This is a genomic window from Pseudomonas sp. Sample_23 (assembly GCF_004307595.1).
In the GTDB taxonomy this organism is placed as follows: Bacteria; Pseudomonadota; Gammaproteobacteria; order Pseudomonadales; family Pseudomonadaceae; genus Aquipseudomonas; species Aquipseudomonas atacamensis.
The window spans coordinates 42,624-66,533 of record NZ_RCNX01000009.1 but is presented as its reverse complement, the minus strand read 5'-3'; the positions used below and the strand labels follow the sequence as shown (position 1 = coordinate 66,533).

Below are 23,910 nucleotides of genomic sequence, written 5' to 3'. Positions count from 1 at the left end.
TGCATGCGATCCGGGTGACAGGCGAACGTGACGCTTGCGCCGTGTATCAGGTACAATTCCCGGCTATTTTTCGGCGGGCCAAGCCTGCAGCCTTTTTGAGTGTTGATCCGTGAGTGATTTGAGTCATATCCGCAATTTCTCCATCATCGCCCACATTGACCATGGCAAGTCGACGCTGGCTGACCGTTTCATCCAGATGTGCGGCGGCCTGGCCGAGCGTGAAATGGAAGCCCAGGTACTGGATTCCATGGATCTTGAGCGTGAACGCGGGATCACCATCAAGGCCCACAGCGTTACCCTCTATTACAAAGCCAAAGACGGCATCACCTACCAGCTGAACTTCATTGACACCCCGGGCCACGTCGACTTCACCTATGAAGTCAGCCGTTCCCTGGCCGCGTGCGAAGGCGCCTTGCTGGTGGTCGATGCGGGGCAGGGCGTCGAAGCCCAGTCCGTGGCCAACTGCTACACCGCCATCGAGCAGGGCCTGGAGGTCATGCCGGTCCTGAACAAGATCGACCTGCCCCAGGCCGAGCCGGATCGCGTCAAGGACGAGATCGAGAAGATCATCGGCATCGACGCCACCGACGCCGTCACCTGCAGCGCCAAGACCGGCCTGGGTGTCGACGAAGTGCTCGAGCGTCTGGTGCACACCATTCCTGCGCCGACCGGCAACATCGAAGATCCGCTGCAAGCGTTGATCATCGACTCCTGGTTCGACAACTACCTGGGCGTTGTTTCCCTGGTACGCGTGCGCCACGGCCGTGTGAAGAAGGGCGACAAGATTCTGGTCAAGTCCACCGGCAAGGTGCACCTGGTCGACAGCGTCGGCGTGTTCAACCCGAAGCACACCGCCACCGTTGATCTGAAGGCCGGCGAAGTGGGCTTCATCATCGCCAGCATCAAGGACATTCACGGTGCGCCGGTCGGTGACACCCTGACCCTGAGCTCCACGCCGGACGTTCCGGTGCTGCCGGGCTTCAAACGCATTCAGCCACAGGTTTACGCCGGTCTGTTCCCGGTCAGTTCCGACGACTTCGAGGATTTCCGCGAAGCGCTGCAGAAGCTGACCCTGAACGACTCGTCGCTGCAGTACACCCCGGAAAGCTCCGACGCCCTGGGCTTCGGCTTCCGTTGCGGCTTCCTCGGCATGCTGCACATGGAAATCATCCAGGAGCGCCTCGAGCGCGAATACGACCTGGACCTGATCACCACCGCGCCGACAGTAATTTTCGAACTGGTGTTGAAAACCGGTGAAACGATTTACGTCGACAACCCGTCGAAGCTTCCGGATGTGTCGGCGATCGAGGACATGCGCGAGCCAATCGTGCGCGCCAATATCCTCGTACCGCAGGAACACCTGGGCAACGTGATCACCCTGTGCATCGAGAAACGCGGTGTTCAGGTCGACATGCTGTTCCTCGGCAATCAGGTGCAAGTGACCTACGACCTGCCGATGAACGAAGTGGTCCTGGACTTCTTCGACCGTCTCAAATCCACCAGCCGCGGCTATGCTTCGCTGGACTACCATTTCGATCGTTACCAATCGGCTAATCTGGTGAAACTGGACGTGCTGATCAACGGCGACAAGGTCGATGCCCTGGCATTGATCGTGCACCGTGACAATTCGCACTTCAAAGGTCGCCAGTTGACCGAGAAGATGAAAGAACTGATTCCTCGTCAGATGTTCGACGTGGCGATCCAGGCCGCCATCGGTGGTCAGATCGTGGCCCGGACAACCGTCAAGGCGCTCAGAAAGAACGTATTGGCCAAATGCTACGGCGGTGACGTCAGTCGTAAGAAGAAACTGCTCGAGAAGCAGAAGGCCGGTAAGAAACGCATGAAACAGGTCGGCAACGTGGAAATTCCACAGGAAGCCTTCCTCGCCGTGCTCAGGTTGGAATAATCAGGTCCTATGTCGCTAAATTTCCCGCTGTTGCTGGTCATCGCCGTGTTCGTCTGCGGCCTGTTGGCGTTGCTTGATCTGCTGTTCCTGGCACCGCGTCGGCGTGCTGCCATTGCCTCTTATCAAGGCAGTGTCAGCCAGCCCGAGCCTGTGGTGGTCGAGAAGCTGAACAAAGAGCCGCTGCTGGTCGAATACGGCAAGTCGTTCTTTCCGGTGCTGTTCATCGTGCTGGTGCTGCGTTCGTTCCTGGTGGAGCCGTTCCAGATCCCGTCCGGCTCGATGAAACCGACCCTGGATGTCGGCGACTTCATTCTGGTGAACAAGTTTTCCTACGGCATTCGTCTGCCGGTGATCGACAAGAAGATCATCGAAGTCGGTGACCCGCAGCGCGGCGATGTGATGGTGTTCCGCTACCCGAGCGACCCGAACGTCAACTACATCAAGCGTGTGGTCGGCCTGCCGGGTGACACGGTGCGTTACACCGCCGACAAGCGTCTGTTCGTCAACGGCGAATCGATTGCCGAGAAGATGGTCGGCGCCGAGGCGGGTTCGCTGGGCAGCGCGGAGCTCTATCAGGAAAAACTCGGCGCAGCCGAACACCTGATCCGTAAGGAAATGAGCCGCTACCGCGCCACCCCGGACCGTTCGTGGACAGTGCCTGCCGGGCACTACTTCATGATGGGCGACAACCGCGACAATTCGAACGACAGCCGCTACTGGGATGATCCGAACATTCCCAAGGATCTGCTGGGCATGGTTCCCGACAAGAATATTGTCGGCAAGGCCTTCGCGGTCTGGATGAGCTGGCCGGAGCCGAAACTCAGCCACCTGCCGAATTTCTCGCGGGTTGGCCTGATCAAGTAATCAAACACGGCGCTGTTGACCACAGCGCCGAATGCATTTCTGGAGCCGGCACAATCGGCTTCGCAATCGCCAGGATTTATTTTTTGAACACAGCGTTAATTGTCCCAGGCCTGCGCCGTACCCCGGCGATGGCAGTGGAAACCAGCCACGAACTCAGCGTGGGTAAACCGTGAGCGTTTCTCTTAGCCGTCTCGAGCGCCAGCTCGGTTACACCTTCAAGGACCAGGAGCTGATGCTGCTGGCCCTCACGCACCGCAGTTTTGCCGGGCGCAACAACGAGCGTCTGGAGTTCCTCGGTGATGCCATCCTCAACTTCGTCGCTGGCGAGGCGCTGTTCGATCGCTTCCCGCTGGCCCGCGAAGGCCAGTTGTCGCGTTTGCGCGCACGGCTGGTAAAAGGTGAGACCCTGGCCGTACTGGCTCGCGGTTTCGACCTCGGCGATTATCTGCGCCTGGGTTCGGGTGAACTGAAGAGCGGTGGTTTCCGCCGTGAATCGATTCTCGCCGATGCCCTCGAAGCTCTGATCGGTGCGATCTACCTCGATGCCGGCATGGACGTCGCCCGCGAGCGCGTGCTGGCCTGGCTGGCCGGCGAATTCGAAGGCCTGACGCTGGTCGACACCAACAAGGATCCGAAAACCCGCTTGCAGGAACACCTGCAATCGCGCGGTTGCGAACTGCCACGCTACGAAGTGGTGGATATCCAGGGCGAACCGCACTGCCGAACCTTCTTCGTCGAATGCGAAGTGGTCTTACTGAATGAAAAAAGCCGAGGTCAGGGTGTGAGCCGTCGTATTGCCGAACAGGTAGCGGCCGCCGCAGCACTGATTGCCCTGGGCGTGGAGAATGGCAATGACTGATACAAACGCAACTCGCTGTGGCTACGTTGCCATCGTCGGCCGTCCCAACGTCGGCAAGTCGACGTTGCTCAACCACATCCTTGGCCAGAAGCTCGCGATCACTTCGCGCAAGCCGCAGACTACCCGCCACAACATGCTCGGGATCAAGACCGAGGGCGACGTCCAGGCGATCTACGTCGACACTCCGGGCATGCACAAGGGTGGCGAAAAGGCCCTGAACCGTTACATGAACAAAACCGCTTCGGCGGCGTTGAAAGACGTCGATGTGGTGATCTTCGTCGTCGACCGCACCAAGTGGACCGACGAAGACCAGATGGTGCTCGAGCGTGTGCAGTATGTAACTGGCCCGCTGATCGTCGCGCTGAACAAGACCGATCGCATCGAAGACAAAGCCGAGTTGATGCCGCACCTGAGCTGGTTGCAGGAACAGCTGCCGAACGCGCAGATCATCCCGATTTCCGCGCAGCACGGGCACAACCTCGAAGCGCTGGAAAAGGTCATCGCCGATCACTTGCCGGAGAATGATCACTTCTTCCCGGAAGACCAGATCACCGACCGCAGCAGCCGTTTCCTTGCCGCCGAACTGGTGCGCGAGAAAATCATGCGCCAGATGGGCGCCGAGCTGCCGTACCAGATCACCGTCGAAATCGAAGAATTCAAGCAGCAGGGCAAGACATTGCACATCCACGCGCTGATTCTCGTCGAGCGTGACGGCCAGAAGAAAATCATCATTGGCGACAAGGGCGAGCGCATCAAGCGCATCGGCACCGAAGCGCGCAAGGACATGGAGCTGCTGTTCGACTCCAAGATCATGCTCAACCTGTGGGTCAAGGTGAAGGGCGGCTGGTCCGATGACGAGCGCGCGCTGCGTTCGCTGGGCTATGGCGACCTGTAAGTAGCGATCTCGAAAACACCGCTACTCACTGTGGGAGCGAGCCTGCTCGCGAAGAGGATGTAACATTCAGCATTGATGTTGACTGTCACTCCGCTTTCGCGAGCAGGCTCGCTCCCACAGTGGTTTTGGGTTGTATGTAAAACCGCGTTTCTTCATCGAGAACTCAATGTCGCAAAACCCGCCTCCCGCCCAACCCGCCTACGTCCTGCATTCGCGCGCCTATCGCGAAACCAGCGCACTGGTCGATTTCCTCACGCCGCAAGGTCGGCTGCGGGCGGTGTTGCGCAGTGCGCGGGGCAAGGCCGGGACGCTGGCACGGCCGTTCGTGGCGCTGGAGGTCGAGTTCCGTGGCAAGGGCGAGCTGAAGAATGTCGGGCGCATGGAGAGTTCTGGCACCTCTGCGTGGCTCAATGGCGAGGCGCTGTTCAGCGGTCTCTACCTCAACGAATTGTTGATCCGCCTGTTGCCTGCCGAGGATCCGCATCCTGCAGTATTTGATCATTACGCCGCGACCTTGCTGGCGCTGGCCGAAGGTCGGCCGCTGGAACCGTTGCTGCGCTCCTTCGAATGGCGTCTGCTGGATGATCTCGGCTACGGCTTCTCCATGAATACCGACATCCACGGCGAGCCTGTCGCGCCTGACGGTCTCTATCGCCTGCAAGTCGATGCCGGTCTCGAAAGGGTGTATCTGCTGCAACCAGGCTTGTTCAACGGTACCGAACTGCTGGCCATGGCCGAAGCCGACTGGTCGGCGCCCGGTGCGCTGTCGGCGGCCAAGCGTCTGATGCGCCAGGCCCTGGCAGTGCATTTGGGCGGGCGTCCGCTTGTCAGTCGCGAGCTGTTTCGCAAGCCCTGATATGCTGTGCGCCGAACCTCTCAATTCAGGAGCGCATCCGTGACCAGCAGCAATCGCATTCTTCTCGGCGTGAACATCGACCACGTCGCCACCCTGCGTCAGGCCCGTGGCACGCGCTACCCGGATCCGGTCAAGGCGGCGCTGGATGCAGAAGAGGCGGGCGCCGATGGCATCACCGTGCACCTGCGCGAAGACCGCCGTCACATCCAGGAGCGCGACGTGTTGCTGCTCAAGGATGTGCTGCAAACCCGCATGAACTTCGAAATGGGCGTCACCGAAGAAATGATGGCGTTCGCCGAGCGCATTCGCCCGGCGCACATCTGCCTGGTCCCGGAAACCCGTCAGGAGCTGACCACCGAAGGCGGTCTGGATGTAGCGGGGCAGGAGGAGCGCATCAGGGCTGCGGTCGAGCGCTTGTCGAAAATCGGCAGCGAAGTGTCGCTGTTCATCGATGCTGACGAGCGGCAGATTGCGGCTTCCAAGCGCGTCGGTGCGCCTGCTATCGAGCTGCACACCGGTCGTTACGCCGATGCCGAAACCCCGACTGAAGTGGCCGAGGAATTGAAGCGTGTGGCGGATGGCGTTGCGTTTGGTCTGGCCCAAGGCTTGATCGTTAACGCCGGTCACGGCTTGCATTACCACAACGTTGAAGCCGTGGCGGCGATCAAAGGCATCAACGAGCTGAACATCGGCCATGCGCTGGTGGCGCATGCGTTGTTCGTTGGCTTCAAGTCTGCCGTATCGGAAATGAAAGCGCTGATTCTGGCTGCTGCCAAATCCTGAGCAGCTACACAAAACCCCTGTGGGAGCGAGCCTGCTCGCGAAAACGATGTATCAGTCAAAGATTATGTCGACTGACACGACGCTTTCGCGAGCAGGCTCGCTCCCACAGTTGGATTTGAGGTGTGGGTTAAAGCGGGGCAGGTTCTTGCGCGGGTTTCGACTTGTCGATCGCCGGCACATGCAGGTTGCCTTCAGCCACCTGATCGCCTTCAAGCTGCGGCTGGGTCACCCAGGTCAGGATGTCGTAGTAGCGACGGATGTTCGCCACAAAATGCACCGGCTCGCCACCGCGGGCGTAGCCGTAACGGGTCTTGCTGTACCACTGTTTCTGCGACAGACGCGGCAGGATCTTTTTCACGTCCAGCCACTTGTCCGGATTCAAGCCTTCCTTCGCCGCCAGTTTGCGCGCGTCATCCAGATGGCCGCTGCCGACGTTGTACGCCGCCAAGGCGAACCAGGTGCGATCCGGTTCCTGGATCGAATCGTCCAGCTGATCCTTCATATAAGCCAGGTACTTGGCGCCGCCCATGATGCTCTGCTTGGGGTCGAGGCGGTTGGACACGCCCATCGCCTGCGCGGTGTTCTGGGTCAGCATCATCAAACCGCGTACGCCGGTTTTCGAGGTCACCGTCGGCTGCCACAGGGATTCCTGATAGCCGATGGCGGCCAGCAGGCGCCAGTCGACTTTCTCTTTCTTCGCGTAGTTCTTGAAGTGCTGTTCGTATTTCGGCAGACGCTGCTGCAAGTGCTGGGCGAAGGTGGTGGCGCCCATGTAGCCGAGGACATCAACGTGGCCGTAGTAGCGGTCCTTCAGGCGTTGCAGGGTGCCGTTCTTCTGCACCTTGTCCAGATAGGCGTTGATTTCATTGAGCAGGCTGTTGTCTTCGCCCGGGCCGACCGCCCAGCTCTGGCTGCGCGCATCGCCGAGGTCGAAGGCCACGCGGATATTGGTGAAGTACACCTGATTCATCGCCACTTCGTTGGAGTCGACCAGTGTCAGGTCGATCTGGCCCTCATCGACCATGCGCAGCAGATCGACCACTTCAACCGCGTCGGATTCTTCGTATTCGATGCCGGGATATTTCTGTTTCAGCGCGGCCAGTTGCTCGGCGTGGGTGCTGCCCTTGAGCACGGTGATCTTCTTGCCGACCAGATCCGCCGGATCGGTGGGGCGCGACTGGCCGTTGCGGTAGATGATCTGCGGGGTGACTTCGAGGTAGGAGTGGGAGAACCGCACCTGCTTCTTGCGTTCATCGCTGCTGACCAGACCGGCGGCCGCGAGCACCGGGCCGTTCGGCTTGCCGACCTGGTTGAACAGGTCATCGAGGTTGTCGGCGGTCTCGATCTTCAATTCGACGCCCAAATCGTCGGCGAAACGCTTCACCAGCTCGTATTCGAAGCCGGTTTCACCGCTGCGATCCTGAAAGTAGGTGGCGGGGCTGTTGCGGGTAACCACGCGCAGCACACCGTCCTCCTTTACGCGCTCGAGTGTGTTGGGTTTATCAACACAGCCACCGAGCATCAGGAAGAGTCCGGTTGCGATCAGCCATTTGGCGTATCGCGGACGCAAAGCCGTTGGGAAAAACATCTGCGCAGTATACGCAAACGGCCACGGGCGCCATATCTCGACAGCGTAGGACTAGTCTGCTAGCGATCACAAAATCGAACGAAATCCCTTGAATACGGGCCTTCAGGGCATTTTGTTACAGTAAAAATAAGCCATGCTGAAACGCTTGATTTACCTGACCCCGAAGGCAGAAACACATATTGCTACCCGAGTGCAACCGTGCGTAGCGTTTCGGGTGATGTTGAGGTCGGTTTAGGCTAGAATGCACGGCCTCAAAGCACACCCCTTCCCGAGGCTGTCCCGAAGATGTTGATCCTGCGCGGCGCTCCTGCCCTTTCTGCCTTTCGCCACAGCAAACTCCTTGAGCAACTGAGCCAGAAGGTTCCAGCTGTCAGTGGCCTGTATGCTGAATTCGCTCACTTCGCCGAAGTCACCGGCGTCCTGACCGGCGACGAACAGCAGGTGCTAGCGCGCCTTCTGAAGTACGGCCCAAGTGTTCCGGTTCAAGAGCCTACCGGCCGTCTGTTTCTGGTGTTGCCGCGTTTCGGCACCATCTCGCCGTGGTCGAGCAAGGCCAGCGACATCGCCCGCAACTGCGGCCTGAGCAAGATCCAGCGCCTGGAACGCGGTATCGCCTTCTATGTTGCAGGGCAGTTCAGCGAAGCCGAAGCCCAGCTGATTTCGGACGCGCTGCATGACCGCATGACCCAGATCGTGCTGGCCAACCTCGAGCAGGCCGCCGGTCTGTTCAGCCATGCCGAGCCGAAGCCGCTGACGGCCATCGACATCCTCGGTGGCGGCCGCGCCGCGCTGGAAAAGGCCAACACCGAGCTGGGCCTGGCCCTGGCCGAAGACGAGATCGACTATCTGGTCAACGCCTTCAACGGTCTGAAGCGCAACCCGCACGACATCGAATTGATGATGTTCGCCCAGGCCAACTCCGAGCACTGCCGCCACAAGATCTTCAACGCCAGTTGGGACATTGACGGCCAGAGCCAGGAAAAAAGCCTGTTCGGCATGATCAAGAACACCTATCAGATGCACAGCGAAGGCGTGCTGTCCGCTTACAAGGACAACGCTTCGGTGATCGTCGGCAACGTCGCCGGCCGCTTCTTCCCGAACCCTGAAACCCGCCAGTACGGCGCGGTGCAGGAGCCGGTGCACATTCTGATGAAGGTTGAAACCCACAACCACCCGACCGCGATTGCGCCGTTCCCGGGCGCATCCACCGGTTCCGGTGGCGAGATCCGTGACGAAGGTGCAACCGGTCGCGGCGCCAAGCCAAAGGCTGGCCTGACCGGTTTCACCGTATCGAACCTGCAGATCCCTGGCTTCGAACAGCCGTGGGAAGTGCCGTACGGCAAGCCTGAGCGCATCGTCACCGCGCTGGACATCATGATCGAAGGCCCGCTCGGCGGCGCTGCGTTCAACAACGAATTCGGTCGTCCGGCGCTGACCGGCTATTTCCGTACCTTCGAACAGTCGATCACCACTCCGCACGGTGACGAAGTGCGTGGTTACCACAAGCCGATCATGCTCGCTGGCGGCATGGGCAACATCCGCGAAGAACACGTCAAGAAGGGCGAGATCGTCGTCGGCTCCAAGCTGATCGTGCTCGGCGGCCCGGCGATGTTGATCGGTCTCGGTGGCGGCGCGGCTTCGTCGATGGCCACCGGCACCAGCTCGGCGGATCTGGATTTTGCTTCCGTGCAGCGTGAAAACCCTGAAATGGAGCGTCGCTGCCAGGAAGTCATCGACCGTTGCTGGCAACTGGGCGACAAGAACCCGATCAGCTTCATCCACGACGTCGGCGCGGGCGGTCTGTCCAACGCCTTCCCGGAACTGGTCAACGACGGCGACCGCGGTGGCCGTTTCGAACTGCGCAACATCCCTAATGACGAGCCGGGCATGGCCCCGCACGAAATCTGGTCGAACGAATCCCAGGAACGTTACGTGCTGGCAGTCGGCCCGGAAGACTTCGAGCGCTTCCAGGCGATCTGCGAACGCGAGCGTTGCCCGTTTGCCGTAGTCGGGGAAGCGACTGCCGAACCGCAACTGACCGTAACCGACAGCCATTTCGGCAACAACCCGGTGGACATGCCGCTGGAAGTGTTGCTGGGCAAGGCGCCGCGCATGCACCGTTCGGTGGTTCGCGAAGCCGAGCTGGGCGATGACTTCGATCCGTCGAACCTCGACATCAGCGAGTCCATCGAGCGCGTTCTGCATCATCCGGCCGTGGCCAGCAAAAGCTTCCTGATCACCATCGGCGACCGCACCATCACTGGCCTCGTTGCCCGTGACCAGATGGTTGGCCCGTGGCAAGTGCCGGTGGCCGACGTTGCCGTCACCGCCACCAGTTTCGACGTCTACACCGGTGAAGCGATGGCGATGGGCGAGCGTACTCCGCTGGCTCTGCTGGACGCGCCGGCCTCGGGCCGCATGGCCATCGGCGAAACCATCACCAACATTGCTGCCTCGCGCATCAACAAGCTCTCCGACATCAAACTGTCGGCGAACTGGATGTCGGCGGCCGGCCACCCGGGCGAAGACGCGCGTCTGTACGACACCGTGAAAGCGGTCGGCATGGAGCTGTGCCCTGAGCTGGGCATCACCATTCCGGTGGGCAAGGACTCGATGTCCATGGCCACGCGCTGGAACGACAACGGCGAAGACAAGACCGTCACCTCGCCGATGTCGCTGATCGTTACCGGTTTCGCGCCAGTGGCTGACATCCGTCAGACCCTGACTCCGGAACTGCGCATGGACAAGGGCACCACCGACCTGATCCTGATCGACCTCGGTCGCGGGCAGAACCGCATGGGTGCATCGATCCTCGCGCAAGTCCACGGCAAACTCGGCCAGCATGCACCGGACGTCGATGACGCCGAAGACCTGAAGGCCTTCTTTGCGGTGATTCAGGGCCTCAACGCCGACGGTCACCTGCTGGCTTACCACGACCGTTCCGACGGTGGTCTGCTGACCTCCGTGGTGGAAATGGCCTTCGCCGGCCACTGCGGTCTGAGCCTGAACCTGGACAGCGTTGCCGAATCCGCTTCGGAAATCGCCGCGATCCTGTTCAACGAAGAACTCGGCGCAGTGATCCAGGTTCGTCAGGACGCCACCCCGGACATCCTCGCGCAATTCAGCGCGGCTGGCCTGGGCGACTGCGTGTCGGTGATCGGTCAGCCGATCAACAATGGCCAGATCAACATCACCTTCAACGGTGACACCGTGTTCGAAGGCCAGCGTCGTCTGCTGCAACGTCAGTGGGCCGAGACCAGCTACCAGATCCAGCGTCTGCGTGACAACGCCGACTGCGCCGAGCAGGAATTCGACGCGCTGCTGGAAGAAGACAACCCGGGCCTGAGCGTCAAGCTCAGCTACGACGTCAATCAGGACATCGCCGCGCCTTACATCAAGAAAGGCATCCGCCCACAGGTTGCCGTGCTGCGTGAGCAGGGCGTCAACGGTCAGGTGGAAATGGCCGCCGCGTTCGACCGTGCCGGTTTCAGCGCGATCGACGTGCACATGAGCGATATCCTCGCCGGTCGTGTCGACCTCAACGAGTTCAAAGGCCTGGTGGCCTGCGGTGGTTTCTCCTACGGCGACGTGCTCGGCGCCGGTGAAGGCTGGGCCAAATCGGCGCTGTTCAACAGCCGCGCCCGCGATGCGTTCCAGGGCTTCTTCGAGCGTAACGACAGTTTCACGCTGGGCGTGTGCAACGGTTGCCAGATGATGTCCAACCTGCACGAGCTGATCCCGGGCAGCGAGTTCTGGCCGCACTTCGTGCGCAACCGCTCCGAGCAGTTCGAAGCGCGGGTGGCGATGGTGCAGATCCAGGAATCGAACTCGATCTTCCTGCAGGGCATGGCCGGTTCGCGCATGCCGATCGCCATCGCCCACGGTGAAGGGCATGCCGAGTTCGCCAGCGAAGAAGCACTGCTGGAAGCCGATCTGTCCGGTTGCGTGGCGATGCGTTTTGTCGACAACCACGGCAAGGTCACCGAAGCCTACCCGGCCAACCCGAACGGCTCGCCGCGCGGGATCACCGGCCTCACCAGCCGTGACGGCCGTGTGACGATCATGATGCCGCACCCGGAGCGTGTGTTCCGTGCGGTGCAGAACTCGTGGCGTTCGGAAGACTGGAACGAAGACGCGCCGTGGATGCGCATGTTCCGTAATGCTCGCGTGTGGGTTAACTGATCGTCGTGTACAAGTTGGCGTTTTTTGTTCCTGACAGTCATGTCGAGGTGGTCAAAGGGGCTGTGTTCGCTGCCGGTGGTGGGCGGATCGGTGACTATGACCACTGTGCGTGGCAGGTGCTTGGCCTGGGCCAGTTTCGACCGTTGGACGGCAGTCAGCCGTTTATTGGTCAGGCGGGGCAGGTCGAGCGGGTTGAGGAATGGAAGGTTGAGCTTGTCGTGGCGGATGAGTTGATCGTGGCTGTTGTGGCGGCGTTGAAGCTCAGTCATCCGTATGAGACGCCGGCTTATGAGGTGTGGCGGCTGGAGGATTTCTGATCTTCTTGGCTGCTGGAACGGGAGACCCGCAGATGAGTGATTGTCTGCGGGTTTTTTGTTGCCGCTGATTTTTGGGCGGGCGCATTTTCACTGTGGGAGCGAGCCTGCTCGCGAAGGCGCCCCTACAGGCGAGCATGCTGGCTGATTGAGTGAATATCCGTTGCTTCGGGTGCTGCGGCTGGCGGTTTCGCCTGACGGCGACTTACTTTTTTACAAGCGCCAAAAAAAGTAAGCAAAAAACGCTAGCTCCTACGTTCGGCCCTCGCAGGCTCGGGTCCCTTCGCTCCGGGACTGATCCGGGCGCAGCGGCTACGGTTTGCTTCGCTGCACCTCCTTCCGCTGTGTCTGGCTGCGCCAGACGGTCGCTGCGCTCCCACCCCCGGATCAATCCCTCCACTCAGCCTTCCGACGTCGCCGGTGGATCAAGATCAAAAGCACTCGAGCTTGCGCTCATTGTTGAGTGGGGCGGCTTCGCCGCGGGCAGCTGCGCTGCTTTGCTGTTGCTTTTGTGGGAGCGAGCTTGCTCGCGAAGGCGGCCTGTCAGCCGACCTGTTTTGCACTGAATGCACCCGATCAACCTGTGGGAGCGAGCCTGCTCGCGAAGGCGGCCTGTCAGCCGACCTGTTTTGCACTGAATGCACCCGATCAACCTGTGGGAGCGAGCCTGCTCGCGAAGGCGGCCTGTCAGCCGACCCGTTTCTCACTGAATGACCCGATCACAACTGTAGGAGTGAGCCTGCTCGCGATGAGGCCCATCCATGCTCTCGAGAACTAGAGATTGTTTAAATCCGGTACCCAATGACCAGAACCTTCCCACAAGGTTTTCAGGTTGTCCGTCGGACGTGCGATCTCTAGTCTTTTCCCGTCGCTGCGAATCAGCGATCGGGAGTGAGATCCCCGGATAGCTTGCAACTGGCGCCAGCACCACGATAATTGGCGCCAGCTCAATCTGCTGCCTGCTTTATGGCGGCTGTGTGCGGGCAGACTTCGGTCTGGCCGGTTGCCTGCTCCGGTGGATCTCACCTCGCACATAGCTGCCACCTATTCGCCGCGTGAGATCCGGCGATCGATGGCTGCCCATCAGCATCAGCAGGAGAAGCATTGTGGATAAAATCGTTCCCGATCCACCATACGAACCCACCCCCCTCGAACAAACCATCCGCGCCGACGACCTCGCGAAAAACCGCGAAGCGATCAAGCGTGCTCTGGATTTTTACCTGTGCCCACAGCCGAGCAAGGCGCGCCCGCCCGGCACCCTGTTTCTGATCCAGCCCGACGTCGACACCGAAACCCTGCTGGCCCATGCCTGTGAATCCCTCGCTTCAGCCAACACTCTGGCCAGTGATTTCGCCGATCAGTTGGGGCGACCGCAGCGCAATACGGCGCTGGCGATTCAGCAGATCATCATGCTCGCTGAGCTGGCGGTGAACCGTGCGCTGGATCGGGTTGATCCGTAGGCGTGAAAAAAACCACCGGGCCGTCGAGCCCGGTGGTTTTCCACGACGTGCAATCGCGTGGATGTCACGTCACCTGTGTCAGCTTGACGTCCGTTACAAGCATGTCGACCAAGGTTTGCAGGTATTTGAAGCTCTGATCTTTTTTCCCCCAGCGATCAATGAAGAACAGACCTTTGTCATTGATCTGAATCGGCGTCTCAACGATCTCGCCGGACCTGGATCTATGCACCACACTGGCTTTGCGGGTATCTGCATTTTCGATCAGGAATTGGCCCTGTCTAGTCAGTCTGCTGCGACTGACAGACGGAGGCGCAGCAGGCTTTTTCGTGCCGGGGACGGCCACCTCCATCACAAAGTCGCTGCTCAAGGCCCTCACGTTGGTCTCGTGCTGGCCGCTGACAAATTCCCATGTACCGCGATGAATATCCCTGGCCAGCTCGGGGGCGGTGTCGCGCACGTGCAGGCTGACGGCTGAAAGTGTATCGGCCAGACCTGGCACGCCGAGGTTGTAATTGGTGTGCGCACTGCCGATGAGGGCCACCCATTTATGCGGGCCGTTGGCCAGTTGATCAGCCTCGATCACTTGGGTTGCAAAATAGCTGAACATCTCGTTTCGCGAGACTGCTTTGTCATGCAGGCCCTTGAGGTGGTAGGACGCTGTGCAATCGATCGCTCTGATGCGGATGTTGTATTTGGCTGCTGCCTGGTAGAGCTCCGTGTAGGTATCGCTCCCACCGTAAGCCATCATGTGCCCTCGGTCCTGACGATGCAGGTACGCCTTCAGCCTGTGCGGCATACGTTGGGTTCGCAAAAAAAATGTCGAGATCGGCCTGGTGCAGATCGGTGAACAGGTGCTCGACATACAACGTGTCATAGCCTGCTTTCTTGAGCGCTTTCATGTGCTTTTTCAGCAGCGCTTTGCTCGCTACATCGGCATGGGCTTCGCCGATCAGCAGATTCAAGCGTCCGTCGGCCAGTTGCCGCAGAAAAGCCTCGAATGTGCAATCGGAGGTGAGCACCGGCAGGATCGGCGCATCGGGAGGGACGTAGTCGGTGAAAGCGTCTCTGGCGGTTTTTTCCAGGCGCTTGCGCTGGGCGATGAAAGCCTCGTAGGCCGTTCTTTCACTGGAGATCGTCGGGGTGTAATTCGAGTCCATGGAGTAGGGCTTATGCAACATTTCAGCAATATCGTCACGCAGCGGCAAAGCCACATCGAAATCGCTGAAGTGATCAACGGCGCTAGCTGCGGCGGGCGGCCTGGAGACGGGTAGAGGTGCCTTGTAGGTGCTCGGCATCTGTACCAGGAAATCACCTTGCGCAGTCGCATCGCCGGCGATGGCGCCGGGTGTATCCCTGCTTATGCGTGCGGGTTGGTACAGGTCGATGTCTTCAACACGTATGGCTACGGCCTCGTGCAGGTCGGCCAGGCCCGGCGTGTTGTCGAACGTGGTCATGCGCGACTGTTCGGTCAGGGCAATCCAGCGCTCTTCGCCGACGTCGGCCACATCACTGGCAAGCGCCTTGTGCGAATAGAAGTTTCTGATGGAGTTGTTTCGCGGGGTCAGCGGCGAGACCTCGGACATCACCATGATCCCTTCGAGTTTATAGCTGGCCGAGCCGTCTAGCGCATGGATGCTCATGCCTTTTTCCCGGGCCCTGCGCACCAGCGCCAGGTAAGAAAAAGCTGCGTCCGGCGCATACCCCATGGCTTTGTCGAGCGCCTTCAGGTGTTTGTTGATATGAAACCAGGAGCCGTTCCTGTTGAGCTTTTCCAGTTTGAGATGAAACACGTCACCCGGCAGGTATTCGAGAAAGAGATGCTTGTAGCCGTTCGCCACGAGGACGTCGAGATGCTCGATCAATAACTGTTTGCTGGCGATCGAACCAGGTTGTGCACCGATCACCAGGTTTTTTGCGGCGAATGCATCGCTGCCGATCAACTGTGCGAATGAGGTATTGGCGGCAACCGCCGGCACTTCGGCACGGGCGGGCAGCGGTGCGAGCCGGGCAAAATGGCGCGTGGCATCTTTGGTGAGTTTTTCGACCTGTTCCAGATAGGCTGTGCGTACATCGCTCAACTGATCGACCACCCGGGCCATGATGGTCTGCCGCGGGATACCCATGTCGCTCAGTTGCAGCAATGCCTCGCGCGATTGCGGCACCAGCAACGTTTCGACGCGCTCGCGGTAGTCGATCGCGACTCCATAATCTTTGTGCGGACCGGGTGTATCGGGTACAGCTTCGTATTTCGGTGCCCCGCCGGACAGGCCGCTACGCACCATCACCCCGTCGGAGTTACGCACGGTCAGAATGCCGGTCGAAAGCAGTCCGGAGCCATTCGGATCCGGGCGGTAGAGCAAATAACGGCCCAGCGCGTCCGGGTTGTTACTGGCGTAATACGACTGTCCTCTGAAAGCGACCGCTTGCATATCATCCCAGACGGGTTCAGTGGCCATTTGATCGACCAATGCCAGAGCACTCTGTTGCTCATCGCCGGCAGTTGCGACAGCCTGACGCAACGGACGCCGGACGGGCTTGAGTGACCGTAGCGCCGGACGCAGATCCGTCAGCACCGCGCCGGCACTGTTGAACAGATAACCGAGCAAGTGCCGGAACGCTTCGTTGTTGTTGCCCTGACGATAGGCATGCAGGGCGAGCATCGCGTCCTTGAAGGCCAGCAACAGGCCGGTGCTCAGGCTCAACAGCGGGAAGGGCGCGGTGGCGATGGCCGCGACCCACTCAACGCTCGTCCAGATCAGGCCGGCGATCATTTCGATACGACTGGTGGTGGTCGCGTGGACGTTGTCGATCCGCCGTTGCAGCTTCATGTCATAGAGCGCGGTGAGCAGGTCGCTGACGGCGTCAGCCGGTCGCATCGAGTCGTAGCGGGCGGGGCTGGGGGTGGTTTTGTTGAGGTCTTTGGGCAGCTTCTTGCGGATGTTGTCCAGTTGCGTGCGGACCCGGGTCTGGGCGCTGATACCCACGCGCGAGGTGAAGTACTCGACCATGCCCGATTGCAGCAGCAGATAATTGAACAGGCGCGCTTCACGAAAACGCACGCCGTCCGGCGCGTCCGGCGTATACAGCAGAACCGGATTACTGCCATGGCTGAACAGCCAGGTATCGATCACCCATTCGCCGTCGATCATCAACCGGTGGATCGGGTACTTCGTCCGCGTCTGCCCCGACGTTTGATCCATGCTGGTGATGCTTTGCTGGAGCCATTGCAGGTCGCTGCTGGCGATATGTCCTTGCAGCTGGCATTCCAGCGCGGCGCTTTGCATCTGGCGCTGAGTGATCGCCAGCGTCGCGTTGCGGCGGAACGCGTAGCCTTCGCTCTGGGAATTCTGCAGCTCCTTTTTGACTTTGTCGGTATAGCGTTGGCCGATCCACACCCCTGTGACCGAGCGCGCGACATTCTGCGCGGTCAGGCTGCTGATATCGATGCCTTGCGGACCTCTGAAGCGCGCCGAGCGTGAGAATTTCTGCTCGAGAAAACCCACGCCGTCGGCATAGCCGTCGCGATACAGCCGGGTATAGGTCAACGGCTTTGGTGTCCATGAGGGCACGATCGATTTTGGCGAGTAGGCCCAGACGGTGTCAGGATCGACGTCATTGGCCGGACGTTTGAGCAAGCGGTTCAGGCTGAGCTTCGCTTGCTCGTGCACGTAGGCGTCAAATGTCTGGAAACGCCCGCCCGACAGCGGATGTTGATTGAATGCGAGCAGTGCGCCCTCGGCGTCGTCGCTCAGCGTCGTCAGTTGTCGGCGATTGGCCGCAGTGGTCGAGCGATACCACACCGGTGTACTGAAATCATAATCATCGATGCGTGTGGCAAGCACGTGTTCAGCCATCGCTTTGAGGCAATCGAGATGGTTGCCGAGGTGATCGAAAGTCACCTTCTGGTGCTCCGCTGCTTCCGGTTTGAAGCTCAGCCCCGACAAGACTTTGCGCAGAGCAGGACGAAAGCGCATCGGTGCGCGGCTGACCAGGTAACCGGCCATGGTTTGGGCTGCGTCACTCTGCTTGGCCCACGACAACACATGGGCCTGACATTCGCGCTCACTGTCAAAGGCCTCGAACTGGCGATCGCGTGGGGCTTGTGGCGTGCATAGCAGAACGCGTTTGAGCGCACCGGTCTGATCGTTCTGACGCAGCACCCAAAGGTCTTGGAGTTGCGCACCGTGCAAGCACAGCGTGGCGGCGCGCAACTGTGAATCGCTGCCGCTGCGCAGGCGCTGGATCATTTGCAGGTCGCTGTCGAGCAGGTGCCCTTGCAGCGCTGCGGTATGGGCGAGCGCGACGATGCGCTGATCGAGCATTTGCTCAATCGCAGGTTTGATTGCGGAGCTTGCCTGCATCTGCGTTTGCAAACGTGCGAAGTCGACGCGCGGTTCCAGCTCCAGTGCCTGCTTGATCACCCAGGCGGGCGTCACGTCCGCGTACTCGTCGGATAACGGCAGGTCGTTGTAAGTCAGCCGGGTGTGGCTGAGAAACTCCGAGCCTGGCAACTCATCGCCGGTGTGCGGGCCGCGCAGGGTCAGCTCGAGCAGGTTGCGCTTGTGCACATATACGCCGTATCCCGGTACCCGCCGGTCGGTGGTGATTTGCAGGTTGTCCGGTTGCAGATCGTCGATTTGCAGATCATCACTCAGATGCTCCAGCCATTGCTGGCGGGCCACGGCCATCAGACTGACCGCCGGGCCCATCAGGTCAAGCAGGTTTTGCCGGGCCTGATTGTAGTTGCCCAGGTGCAGCGCCAGTTCGGCCCGCTTGGCGGCGTCGGCGCTGCGGTACCAGTCCGGGGCGCTGTTGCGCAGGTGCCGTTCGAACAGCGCTTGTGCCTGAAGGGCCAGACGCGGAGTGAGATCCGGCAGCGCAGCGCCGATGGCGCGCTCCAGCTCGGCGATCAAGCGAGCGGGATCCTGCTGCGGGTTAGCGGCGAAACTCAGTGCATATTCGATATCCAGGGTGCGTTTTTCGATCAAGGCATCGTAGATGTGTTCGAACAGCGGTTGGCTGTCGATGGGCGCCAACTGCAATGGCCAGATTCCTGCTGTACCGACATCGTGGTAGCGGCTGGGCAGCAGCTGCATCAACTCGTCACGGCTGATGCTGTGCTTCATGGTCTCGAGCAGATGGGCGTCGAGATCAGCCAGGGAATTGAACAGCTCCAGGCCCCTGGCGGGTGTGAACAACACGACGAAACCCGCGCTCTGGTCGGTCAGCAGATCGCTGACTTTCGGGGTGTCGTTTTGCGTAACAACAAAGGCCCCGGCGAGCTCGACGGTGGTTTGCTGATAAGTGAACTGCAACGCATACATGGCCGGACGCAACAGCGGGCCCAGCGCCAGTTTCTTCATCAGTTCACCAGCCTGCGGGTGCAACAGGCGATCCTTGACGGCTTGTTGCGCCTCGTACTCGAGCGCGGTGAAACCGGCGTCGTATTTAAGGAAGGTTTTCGCCGGTTTGCCGTCGATCTGGTCACGCAGATCCATGTTGATCAGTTGCGTGCTGAGGCGCACCTTCAGCGTGGCGATCAGTTGCTTGCCTGCCTCGCTTTGCAGGTCGCTGGTTGCCAGCGCCTGATAGAGCGTGCGGCTGCGTTGCAGGTAGCTGTCGCGATAGGTTTTCAGCTGCTCTTCGAGGCGTTTGAGATGGGCCTGCTCGGTGCTCGGTTTGTGCTCGGGCAGCAGCGGGGTTTCGGTGTTGAAGAGCAGACGGCCGATCTGGTTGAGATCGTTTTTGATCTCATCGGGTGTAGGTGCGTTGGGGGTGCTCATAGGCACGATTTCCATGCTGGGGATGAAGGGCCAGCATGGCGAGCGGGGCGTGGAGGAGGGTGGTATCCATGTATCGTGCGCGAGCCGGATTTTCCCCGCCCGCTCCAGCCCTCCCGCCACCGGCGCAGATCAAACCTGCGCGCTGACCTCCCCGCGACTCAGCAATGTCTCGATCGCCCCGCTCAAACTCGCGGCCTTGTCCCCCACCAGCAAATGCCAGACGCCGCCGTCCAACTGGCTGACACCCAGGCAGCCGAGCGCTTTGAGCTGCGCATCGGACAATGCCTTGGCATCGGCCAGTTGCAGGCGAATGCGGGTCATGGCGATGCAATCGAGTTGCAGCACATTGTCGCGACCGCCCAGTGCATCCAGCCATTGCTGTGCCTCGTTGCGGGTAAGCGCAACGCTCTTCGGCTCATCGGCAACCACTGCGGTTTCCACCAACGCTGTTCGGCCCAGCGCAGGCATGGCCAAGCGAATCTCATCGGCAATGCTGTCAGCAAGCGGCCCGACCACGACCTGCAAACTGCCGCCCTTGCCCGGGCGCACCACCGCCATCGCGCCCAACGCTTTCAGCTCAGCGTCCGAAGCCTTGTTGCGGTCGACCATCTCCAGGCGCAGTCGGGTCGTGCACGCACCGACGGTGAGCAGATTCTCTGCGCCGCCCAAGGCTTTGATATACGCACTGGCGCGTTCGGTTTCCGAGAGCACGGCTTTTTCGGCGCTGGCGATGTCTTCGCGCCCCGGCGTCTTTAGATTGAAGCGGCGGATACAGAAGTCGAAGACCAGGTAATAGATGACCGCATAAGCCAGCCCGACCGGCACCACCAGCCAGCCATTGGTCGACTTGCCCCAGCCGAGAATCATGTCGATGAAACCACCGGAAAAGGTGAAGCCCAGATGAATGTTCAAGCCGTTGGTGATCGCCATCGACAGCCCGGTCAGCAGCGCGTGCAGGAGGAACAGCAGCGGCGCGAGAAACATGAAGGCAAATTCGATTGGCTCGGTCACACCGGTGAGAAACGAGGTCAGCGCCATCGACAGGAAGATCCCGCCCATCACCTTGCGCCGCTCTGGCAGGGCGTTGCGGTACATCGCCAGGCAGGCGGCGGGCAGGCCGAAGATCATCATCGGGAACATGCCGGTCATGAACTGGCCGCCCTTCGGATCGCCGGCAAAATACCGCGACAGATCGCCGGTCACCAAGGCGCCCGTGGTCGGGTCGGTGAAGTTGCCGAAGACGAACCACGCCATGTTGTTGAGGATGTGGTGCAGGCCGGTGACGATCAGCAGGCGGTTGAACACGCCGAAGACGAAGGCGCCGATGCTGCCGCTTTCCATCATCAGCGCGCCGAACGCGTTGATGCCCTGCTGGATCGGCGGCCAGATATAGCCGAACAGCACGCCCAGACCCACCGCCGCGAACCCGGTGACGATCGGCACAAAACGCCGGCCACCGAAGAACGCCAGATACTCCGGCAGCTTGATGTCCTTGAACCGGTTGTACAGCGCGCCGGCCATCAGGCCGCTGACGATCCCGGCGAGCATGCCCATGTTGATCGTCGAGTCGAGCACCTTGAGCGTGGAGATCATCACCAGATAACCGATCACCCCGGCCAGGCCGGCGGTGCCGTTGTTGTCCTTGGCAAAACCGACGGCGATGCCGATGGCAAAGATCATCGCCAGGTTGGCGAAGATCACTTGTCCGGCATCGTGAATGATCGCGATGTTCAACAGGTCCGTGTCGCCCAGGCGCAGCAGCAGGCCGGCAATCGGCAGGATCGCGATCGGCAGCATCAACGCGCGGCCCAGGCGTTGCAGGCCTTCGATGAAGAGTTGGTACATGGCGTTTGTCCTTTTTGTTTTTGTTAGCGCAGAGGCCAATGTTGATGACAGGCGTGGCGAACGGCGGCGGCGCTGGAGAGCTTGAGCAAGTCGCGGCTCAGGCGCTGACATTCGGCTTCATGCAACTGACGTACGCGGTCCTTGATTTCACCGATCTGCACCGGGCTCACCGACAGTTCGGTGACGCCGAGGCCGATCAGCACCGGCGTGGCCAGCGGGTCGGAGGCGAGGGCGCCGCAGACACCGACCCAGCGCTTGTGCACCGCCGCGCCTTCGCAGGTCATGGCGATCAGACGCAGCAACGCCGGGTGCAGGGCATCGACCCGTGCCGCCAGCCCGGCGTGGTCGCGGTCCATGGCCAGGGTGTATTGCGACAGATCGTTGGTGCCGATCGAGAGAAAGTCGGCGTGTTCGGCCAGTTGTTCGGCTTGCAGCGCGGCGGCGGGGACTTCGATCATCACGCCGATTTCCGGGCGCTCGGTAATGCCGAGCTCAAGGCGCAAGGCATCGACGCGCTGGCGGATGTGCAGCAATTCGTCGACCTCGGTGACCATCGGCAACAGAATCCGACAACGCGACAACGGCTTGACCTGCAGCAGCGCGCGCAGTTGCTGATCGAGAATTTCCGGGCGCGCCTGGGCCAGCCGAATGCCGCGCAGACCGAGCACCGGGTTGGCTTCGGCCGGCAGTGGCAGGTAGTCGAGTTGCTTGTCGCCACCGACGTCGATGGTGCGGATGATCACCGGCTTGTCGCCCATGGCATCGATCACCGCTTGATAGGCGCTGCGCTGTTCTTCGACGTCCGGTGCCGTCTGGCGATCAACGAAGAGAAACTCGGTGCGCAACAGGCCTACACCATCAGCACCGTTGGCAAATGCGTCTGCCGCTTCGTTGCTCGAGGCGACATTGGCGACCACTTCGATGTGCACGCCATTGCGGGTTTCTGCAGGTAGATGGGCTTTGGCCTGTTGGCTGTCGCGACGCTGCCGACGCTCGATTTGTGCCTGTTGCACTTCGCTCAGGCGCTCGGCGTTTGGCGTCAATTCGAGGCGCCCGCCGTCAGCGTCGAGCACCACGGCCTGATCTTGCGGTTGCTCTAGCAATTGCGCGCCCAAAGCGACGATGCACGGCAGACCTTTGCCGCGCGCCAGAATCGCTACGTGGGAGGTCGCGCCGCCTTCGGCCATGCACAACCCGGCGACACCTTGCGCGCTGAGTTGCAGCAGATCCGATGGCGTCAGTTCATGGGCGGCAACGATGGCGCCGGCCGGCACCTGGTATTGCCAGGCCTCGCCAAGCAGGGCGCGCAGCACGCGTTGCTTGAGGTCGCGCAAATCGTTGGCCCGTTCGGCCAGCAGCGGACTGCCGGTGCCTTGGAGCATGTCGCACTGGGTGTCGATCGACTGGCTCCAGGCGTGGGTCGCTGCGGTGCCTTGTGCGATGAATTGCTGCGCGGCGTCGAGCAGGGCGGGGTCTTCGAGCAGCGCCATGTGTGCGGCGAAGATCGCTTCTTCGTCGGCGTTCTTGTGCTTTTTCGCCTGGGCGAGGGTGGCGACGATTTCGCTGCGCACCGCGTTCAATGCCGCTTCAAGCGTCTGCTGCTGTTGCACTGGATCGTGATGGCCCGTATCCGCCGGCAAGGTGATCGCGTTCAAGCGAAACAACGGCCCGGCGACCAGCCCCGGCGCCGCGCAAACACCGTGCAACACGCCAGCCTCGGCCGGGCGTTTCAGCGCGGCTGTGGTGGTCGGCGCTTGCCCGTGATGATCGTCCGGCAGCGCCGTGGCCAATGCGCTGAGCAAGGCTTGCAGCGCGGCATCGGCGTCCGGTCCCTGACAACTGACCTGCACCTCATCCTGCTCACCAATCGCCAGCCCCATCAAACCGATCAGACTGTTGCACGGCGCCGATTTGCCGTTGAAATGCAGTTGTGAGTGGCTGCTGAACCCCTGGGCGGTCTGGCGGATCAGCGCAGCGGGGCGCGCATGCAAGCCGCCGCGATGAGCGACCTGCACTTGACCACGAACCTCAGGCCCGCCGCTTGTATCGGTATTCGCCGCGACAACATTGCGCGCGATGATGTGCAGCAGCGGCTCGCCGACTTTCACTGTTTTGAGGGTGATCGGCCGTACCTGAAAATCCGCGCTGTTGGTCAGGATCAACAGGCTGACCAGGCTTTTGCAGTGCTGGCCGACCTTGTCCAGGTCATAGCGCAGCAGCGGCTGACCGAGGCTGACGCGATCGCGTTCCTTGACCAGCATGGCGAAACCTTCACCGTTCAGCTCAACGGTGTCGAGGCCCAAATGCAGGAGGATTTCCGCACCGTTGTCGGCGCGAACCGTCACCGCGTGGCTGCTGCGCGCAACGTGGATGACCACGCCGGCGCAGGGCGAATACAGCGTGTCGTTGAGCGGGTCGATGGCGATGCCGTCGCCCATCGCGCCACTGGCGAACACCGCGTCCGGGACGTTGGCGAGCGTCAGCACCGGGCCGCTGAGCGGGGCGCTGAGGGTCAGCTCTTTATTGTTGTCGGGCATGGCTGGGTCTCATCAGTTGAATCTCGGTTCGATGTCCC

14 protein-coding genes are annotated in these 23,910 nt (G+C 60.8%); 9 read left to right on the top strand and 5 right to left on the bottom strand.

Going from position 1 to position 23,910, the window contains the following annotated elements; genetic code table 11:
- Positions 1 to 109 precede the first annotated feature (109 nt).
- From lepA to pdxJ, 6 genes are all read left to right on the top strand, one after another.
- Complete coding sequence (lepA, locus tag D8U82_RS01785; protein WP_016771564.1) at positions 110 to 1,906, top strand: translation elongation factor 4; 1,797 nt, start codon at positions 110 to 112, stop codon at positions 1,904 to 1,906.
- A gap of 9 nt (positions 1,907 to 1,915) precedes the next feature.
- Complete coding sequence (lepB, locus tag D8U82_RS01780) at positions 1,916 to 2,770, top strand: signal peptidase I (RefSeq protein ID WP_016771563.1); 855 nt, start codon at positions 1,916 to 1,918, stop codon at positions 2,768 to 2,770.
- A 169-nt stretch (positions 2,771 to 2,939) separates the two neighbouring features.
- The gene (gene rnc, locus D8U82_RS01775) at positions 2,940 to 3,629 is read left to right on the top strand and encodes a ribonuclease III (protein WP_024011703.1); all 690 of its coding nucleotides are present in this window, start codon (positions 2,940 to 2,942) and stop codon (positions 3,627 to 3,629) included.
- Entirely contained in the window at positions 3,622 to 4,524 is a 903-nt protein-coding gene (gene era / locus D8U82_RS01770; RefSeq protein WP_016771562.1) for a GTPase Era, read from the top strand. Before rnc ends, era begins: the two co-directional genes overlap by 8 nt.
- Positions 4,525 to 4,690: 166 nt before the next feature.
- Entirely contained in the window at positions 4,691 to 5,380 is a 690-nt protein-coding gene (gene recO, locus D8U82_RS01765) for a DNA repair protein RecO (RefSeq protein WP_110600235.1), read from the top strand.
- 39 nt (positions 5,381 to 5,419) lie between these two features.
- A complete protein-coding gene (gene pdxJ / locus D8U82_RS01760; RefSeq protein ID WP_076566005.1) occupies positions 5,420 to 6,163 on the top strand; it encodes a pyridoxine 5'-phosphate synthase in 744 nt (247 codons plus the stop codon).
- Positions 6,164 to 6,290: 127 nt separating this feature from the next.
- Here the strand turns inward: pdxJ and mltF are convergent, their stop codons facing one another.
- On the bottom strand, positions 6,291 to 7,751 hold the full coding sequence (mltF, locus tag D8U82_RS01755) for a membrane-bound lytic murein transglycosylase MltF (RefSeq protein ID WP_081932530.1): 1,461 nt from the start codon (positions 7,749 to 7,751) through the stop codon (positions 6,291 to 6,293).
- Between the two features lie 285 nt (positions 7,752 to 8,036).
- Between mltF and purL the strand changes: the two genes are divergently transcribed.
- From purL to D8U82_RS01740, 3 genes are all read left to right on the top strand, one after another.
- Entirely contained in the window at positions 8,037 to 11,933 is a 3,897-nt protein-coding gene (gene purL / locus D8U82_RS01750) for a phosphoribosylformylglycinamidine synthase (protein ID WP_073473626.1), read from the top strand.
- A 5-nt stretch (positions 11,934 to 11,938) separates the two neighbouring features.
- Entirely contained in the window at positions 11,939 to 12,250 is a 312-nt protein-coding gene (locus tag D8U82_RS01745) for a YqfO family protein (RefSeq protein WP_016771558.1), read from the top strand.
- Between the two features lie 1,103 nt (positions 12,251 to 13,353).
- Positions 13,354 to 13,707: a DUF6124 family protein gene (locus D8U82_RS01740; RefSeq protein ID WP_016771557.1), complete on the top strand. Its 354-nt coding sequence runs from the start codon at positions 13,354 to 13,356 to the stop codon at positions 13,705 to 13,707.
- Between the two features lie 64 nt (positions 13,708 to 13,771).
- On the opposite strand, the gene D8U82_RS28355 is transcribed toward D8U82_RS01740, so the two are convergent.
- From D8U82_RS28355 to ptsP, 4 genes are all read right to left on the bottom strand, one after another.
- Positions 13,772 to 14,314, bottom strand: a complete 543-nt coding sequence (locus D8U82_RS28355; RefSeq protein WP_241668032.1) for a hypothetical protein — start codon at positions 14,312 to 14,314, stop codon at positions 13,772 to 13,774.
- 22 nt (positions 14,315 to 14,336) lie between these two features.
- On the bottom strand, positions 14,337 to 19,490 hold the full coding sequence (locus D8U82_RS01735; RefSeq protein ID WP_241668031.1) for a toxin: 5,154 nt from the start codon (positions 19,488 to 19,490) through the stop codon (positions 14,337 to 14,339).
- Between the two features lie 129 nt (positions 19,491 to 19,619).
- The gene (gene nagE / locus D8U82_RS01730) at positions 19,620 to 21,335 is read right to left on the bottom strand and encodes an N-acetylglucosamine-specific PTS transporter subunit IIBC (protein ID WP_016771556.1); all 1,716 of its coding nucleotides are present in this window, start codon (positions 21,333 to 21,335) and stop codon (positions 19,620 to 19,622) included.
- 23 nt (positions 21,336 to 21,358) lie between these two features.
- Entirely contained in the window at positions 21,359 to 23,872 is a 2,514-nt protein-coding gene (gene ptsP, locus D8U82_RS01725; protein WP_130901539.1) for a phosphoenolpyruvate--protein phosphotransferase, read from the bottom strand.
- Positions 23,873 to 23,910: the final 38 nt, after the last annotated feature.

Excerpts from the sequence above, each read along its gene's own strand:
- mltF (WP_081932530.1), bottom strand. The coding sequence starts at position 7,751 with ATGTTTTTCCCAACGGCTTTGCGTCCGCGATACGCCAAATGGCTGATC.
- lepB (WP_016771563.1), top strand. The coding sequence starts at position 1,916 with ATGTCGCTAAATTTCCCGCTGTTGCTGGTCATCGCCGTGTTCGTCTGC.
- D8U82_RS28355 (WP_241668032.1), bottom strand. The coding sequence starts at position 14,314 with ATGTTCAGCTATTTTGCAACCCAAGTGATCGAGGCTGATCAACTGGCC.
- era (WP_016771562.1), top strand. The coding sequence starts at position 3,622 with ATGACTGATACAAACGCAACTCGCTGTGGCTACGTTGCCATCGTCGGC.
- recO (WP_110600235.1), top strand. The coding sequence starts at position 4,691 with ATGTCGCAAAACCCGCCTCCCGCCCAACCCGCCTACGTCCTGCATTCG.
- ptsP (WP_130901539.1), bottom strand. The coding sequence starts at position 23,872 with ATGCCCGACAACAATAAAGAGCTGACCCTCAGCGCCCCGCTCAGCGGC.
- nagE (WP_016771556.1), bottom strand. The coding sequence starts at position 21,335 with ATGTACCAACTCTTCATCGAAGGCCTGCAACGCCTGGGCCGCGCGTTG.
- D8U82_RS01735 (WP_241668031.1), bottom strand. The coding sequence starts at position 19,490 with ATGAGCACCCCCAACGCACCTACACCCGATGAGATCAAAAACGATCTC.
- purL (WP_073473626.1), top strand. The coding sequence starts at position 8,037 with ATGTTGATCCTGCGCGGCGCTCCTGCCCTTTCTGCCTTTCGCCACAGC.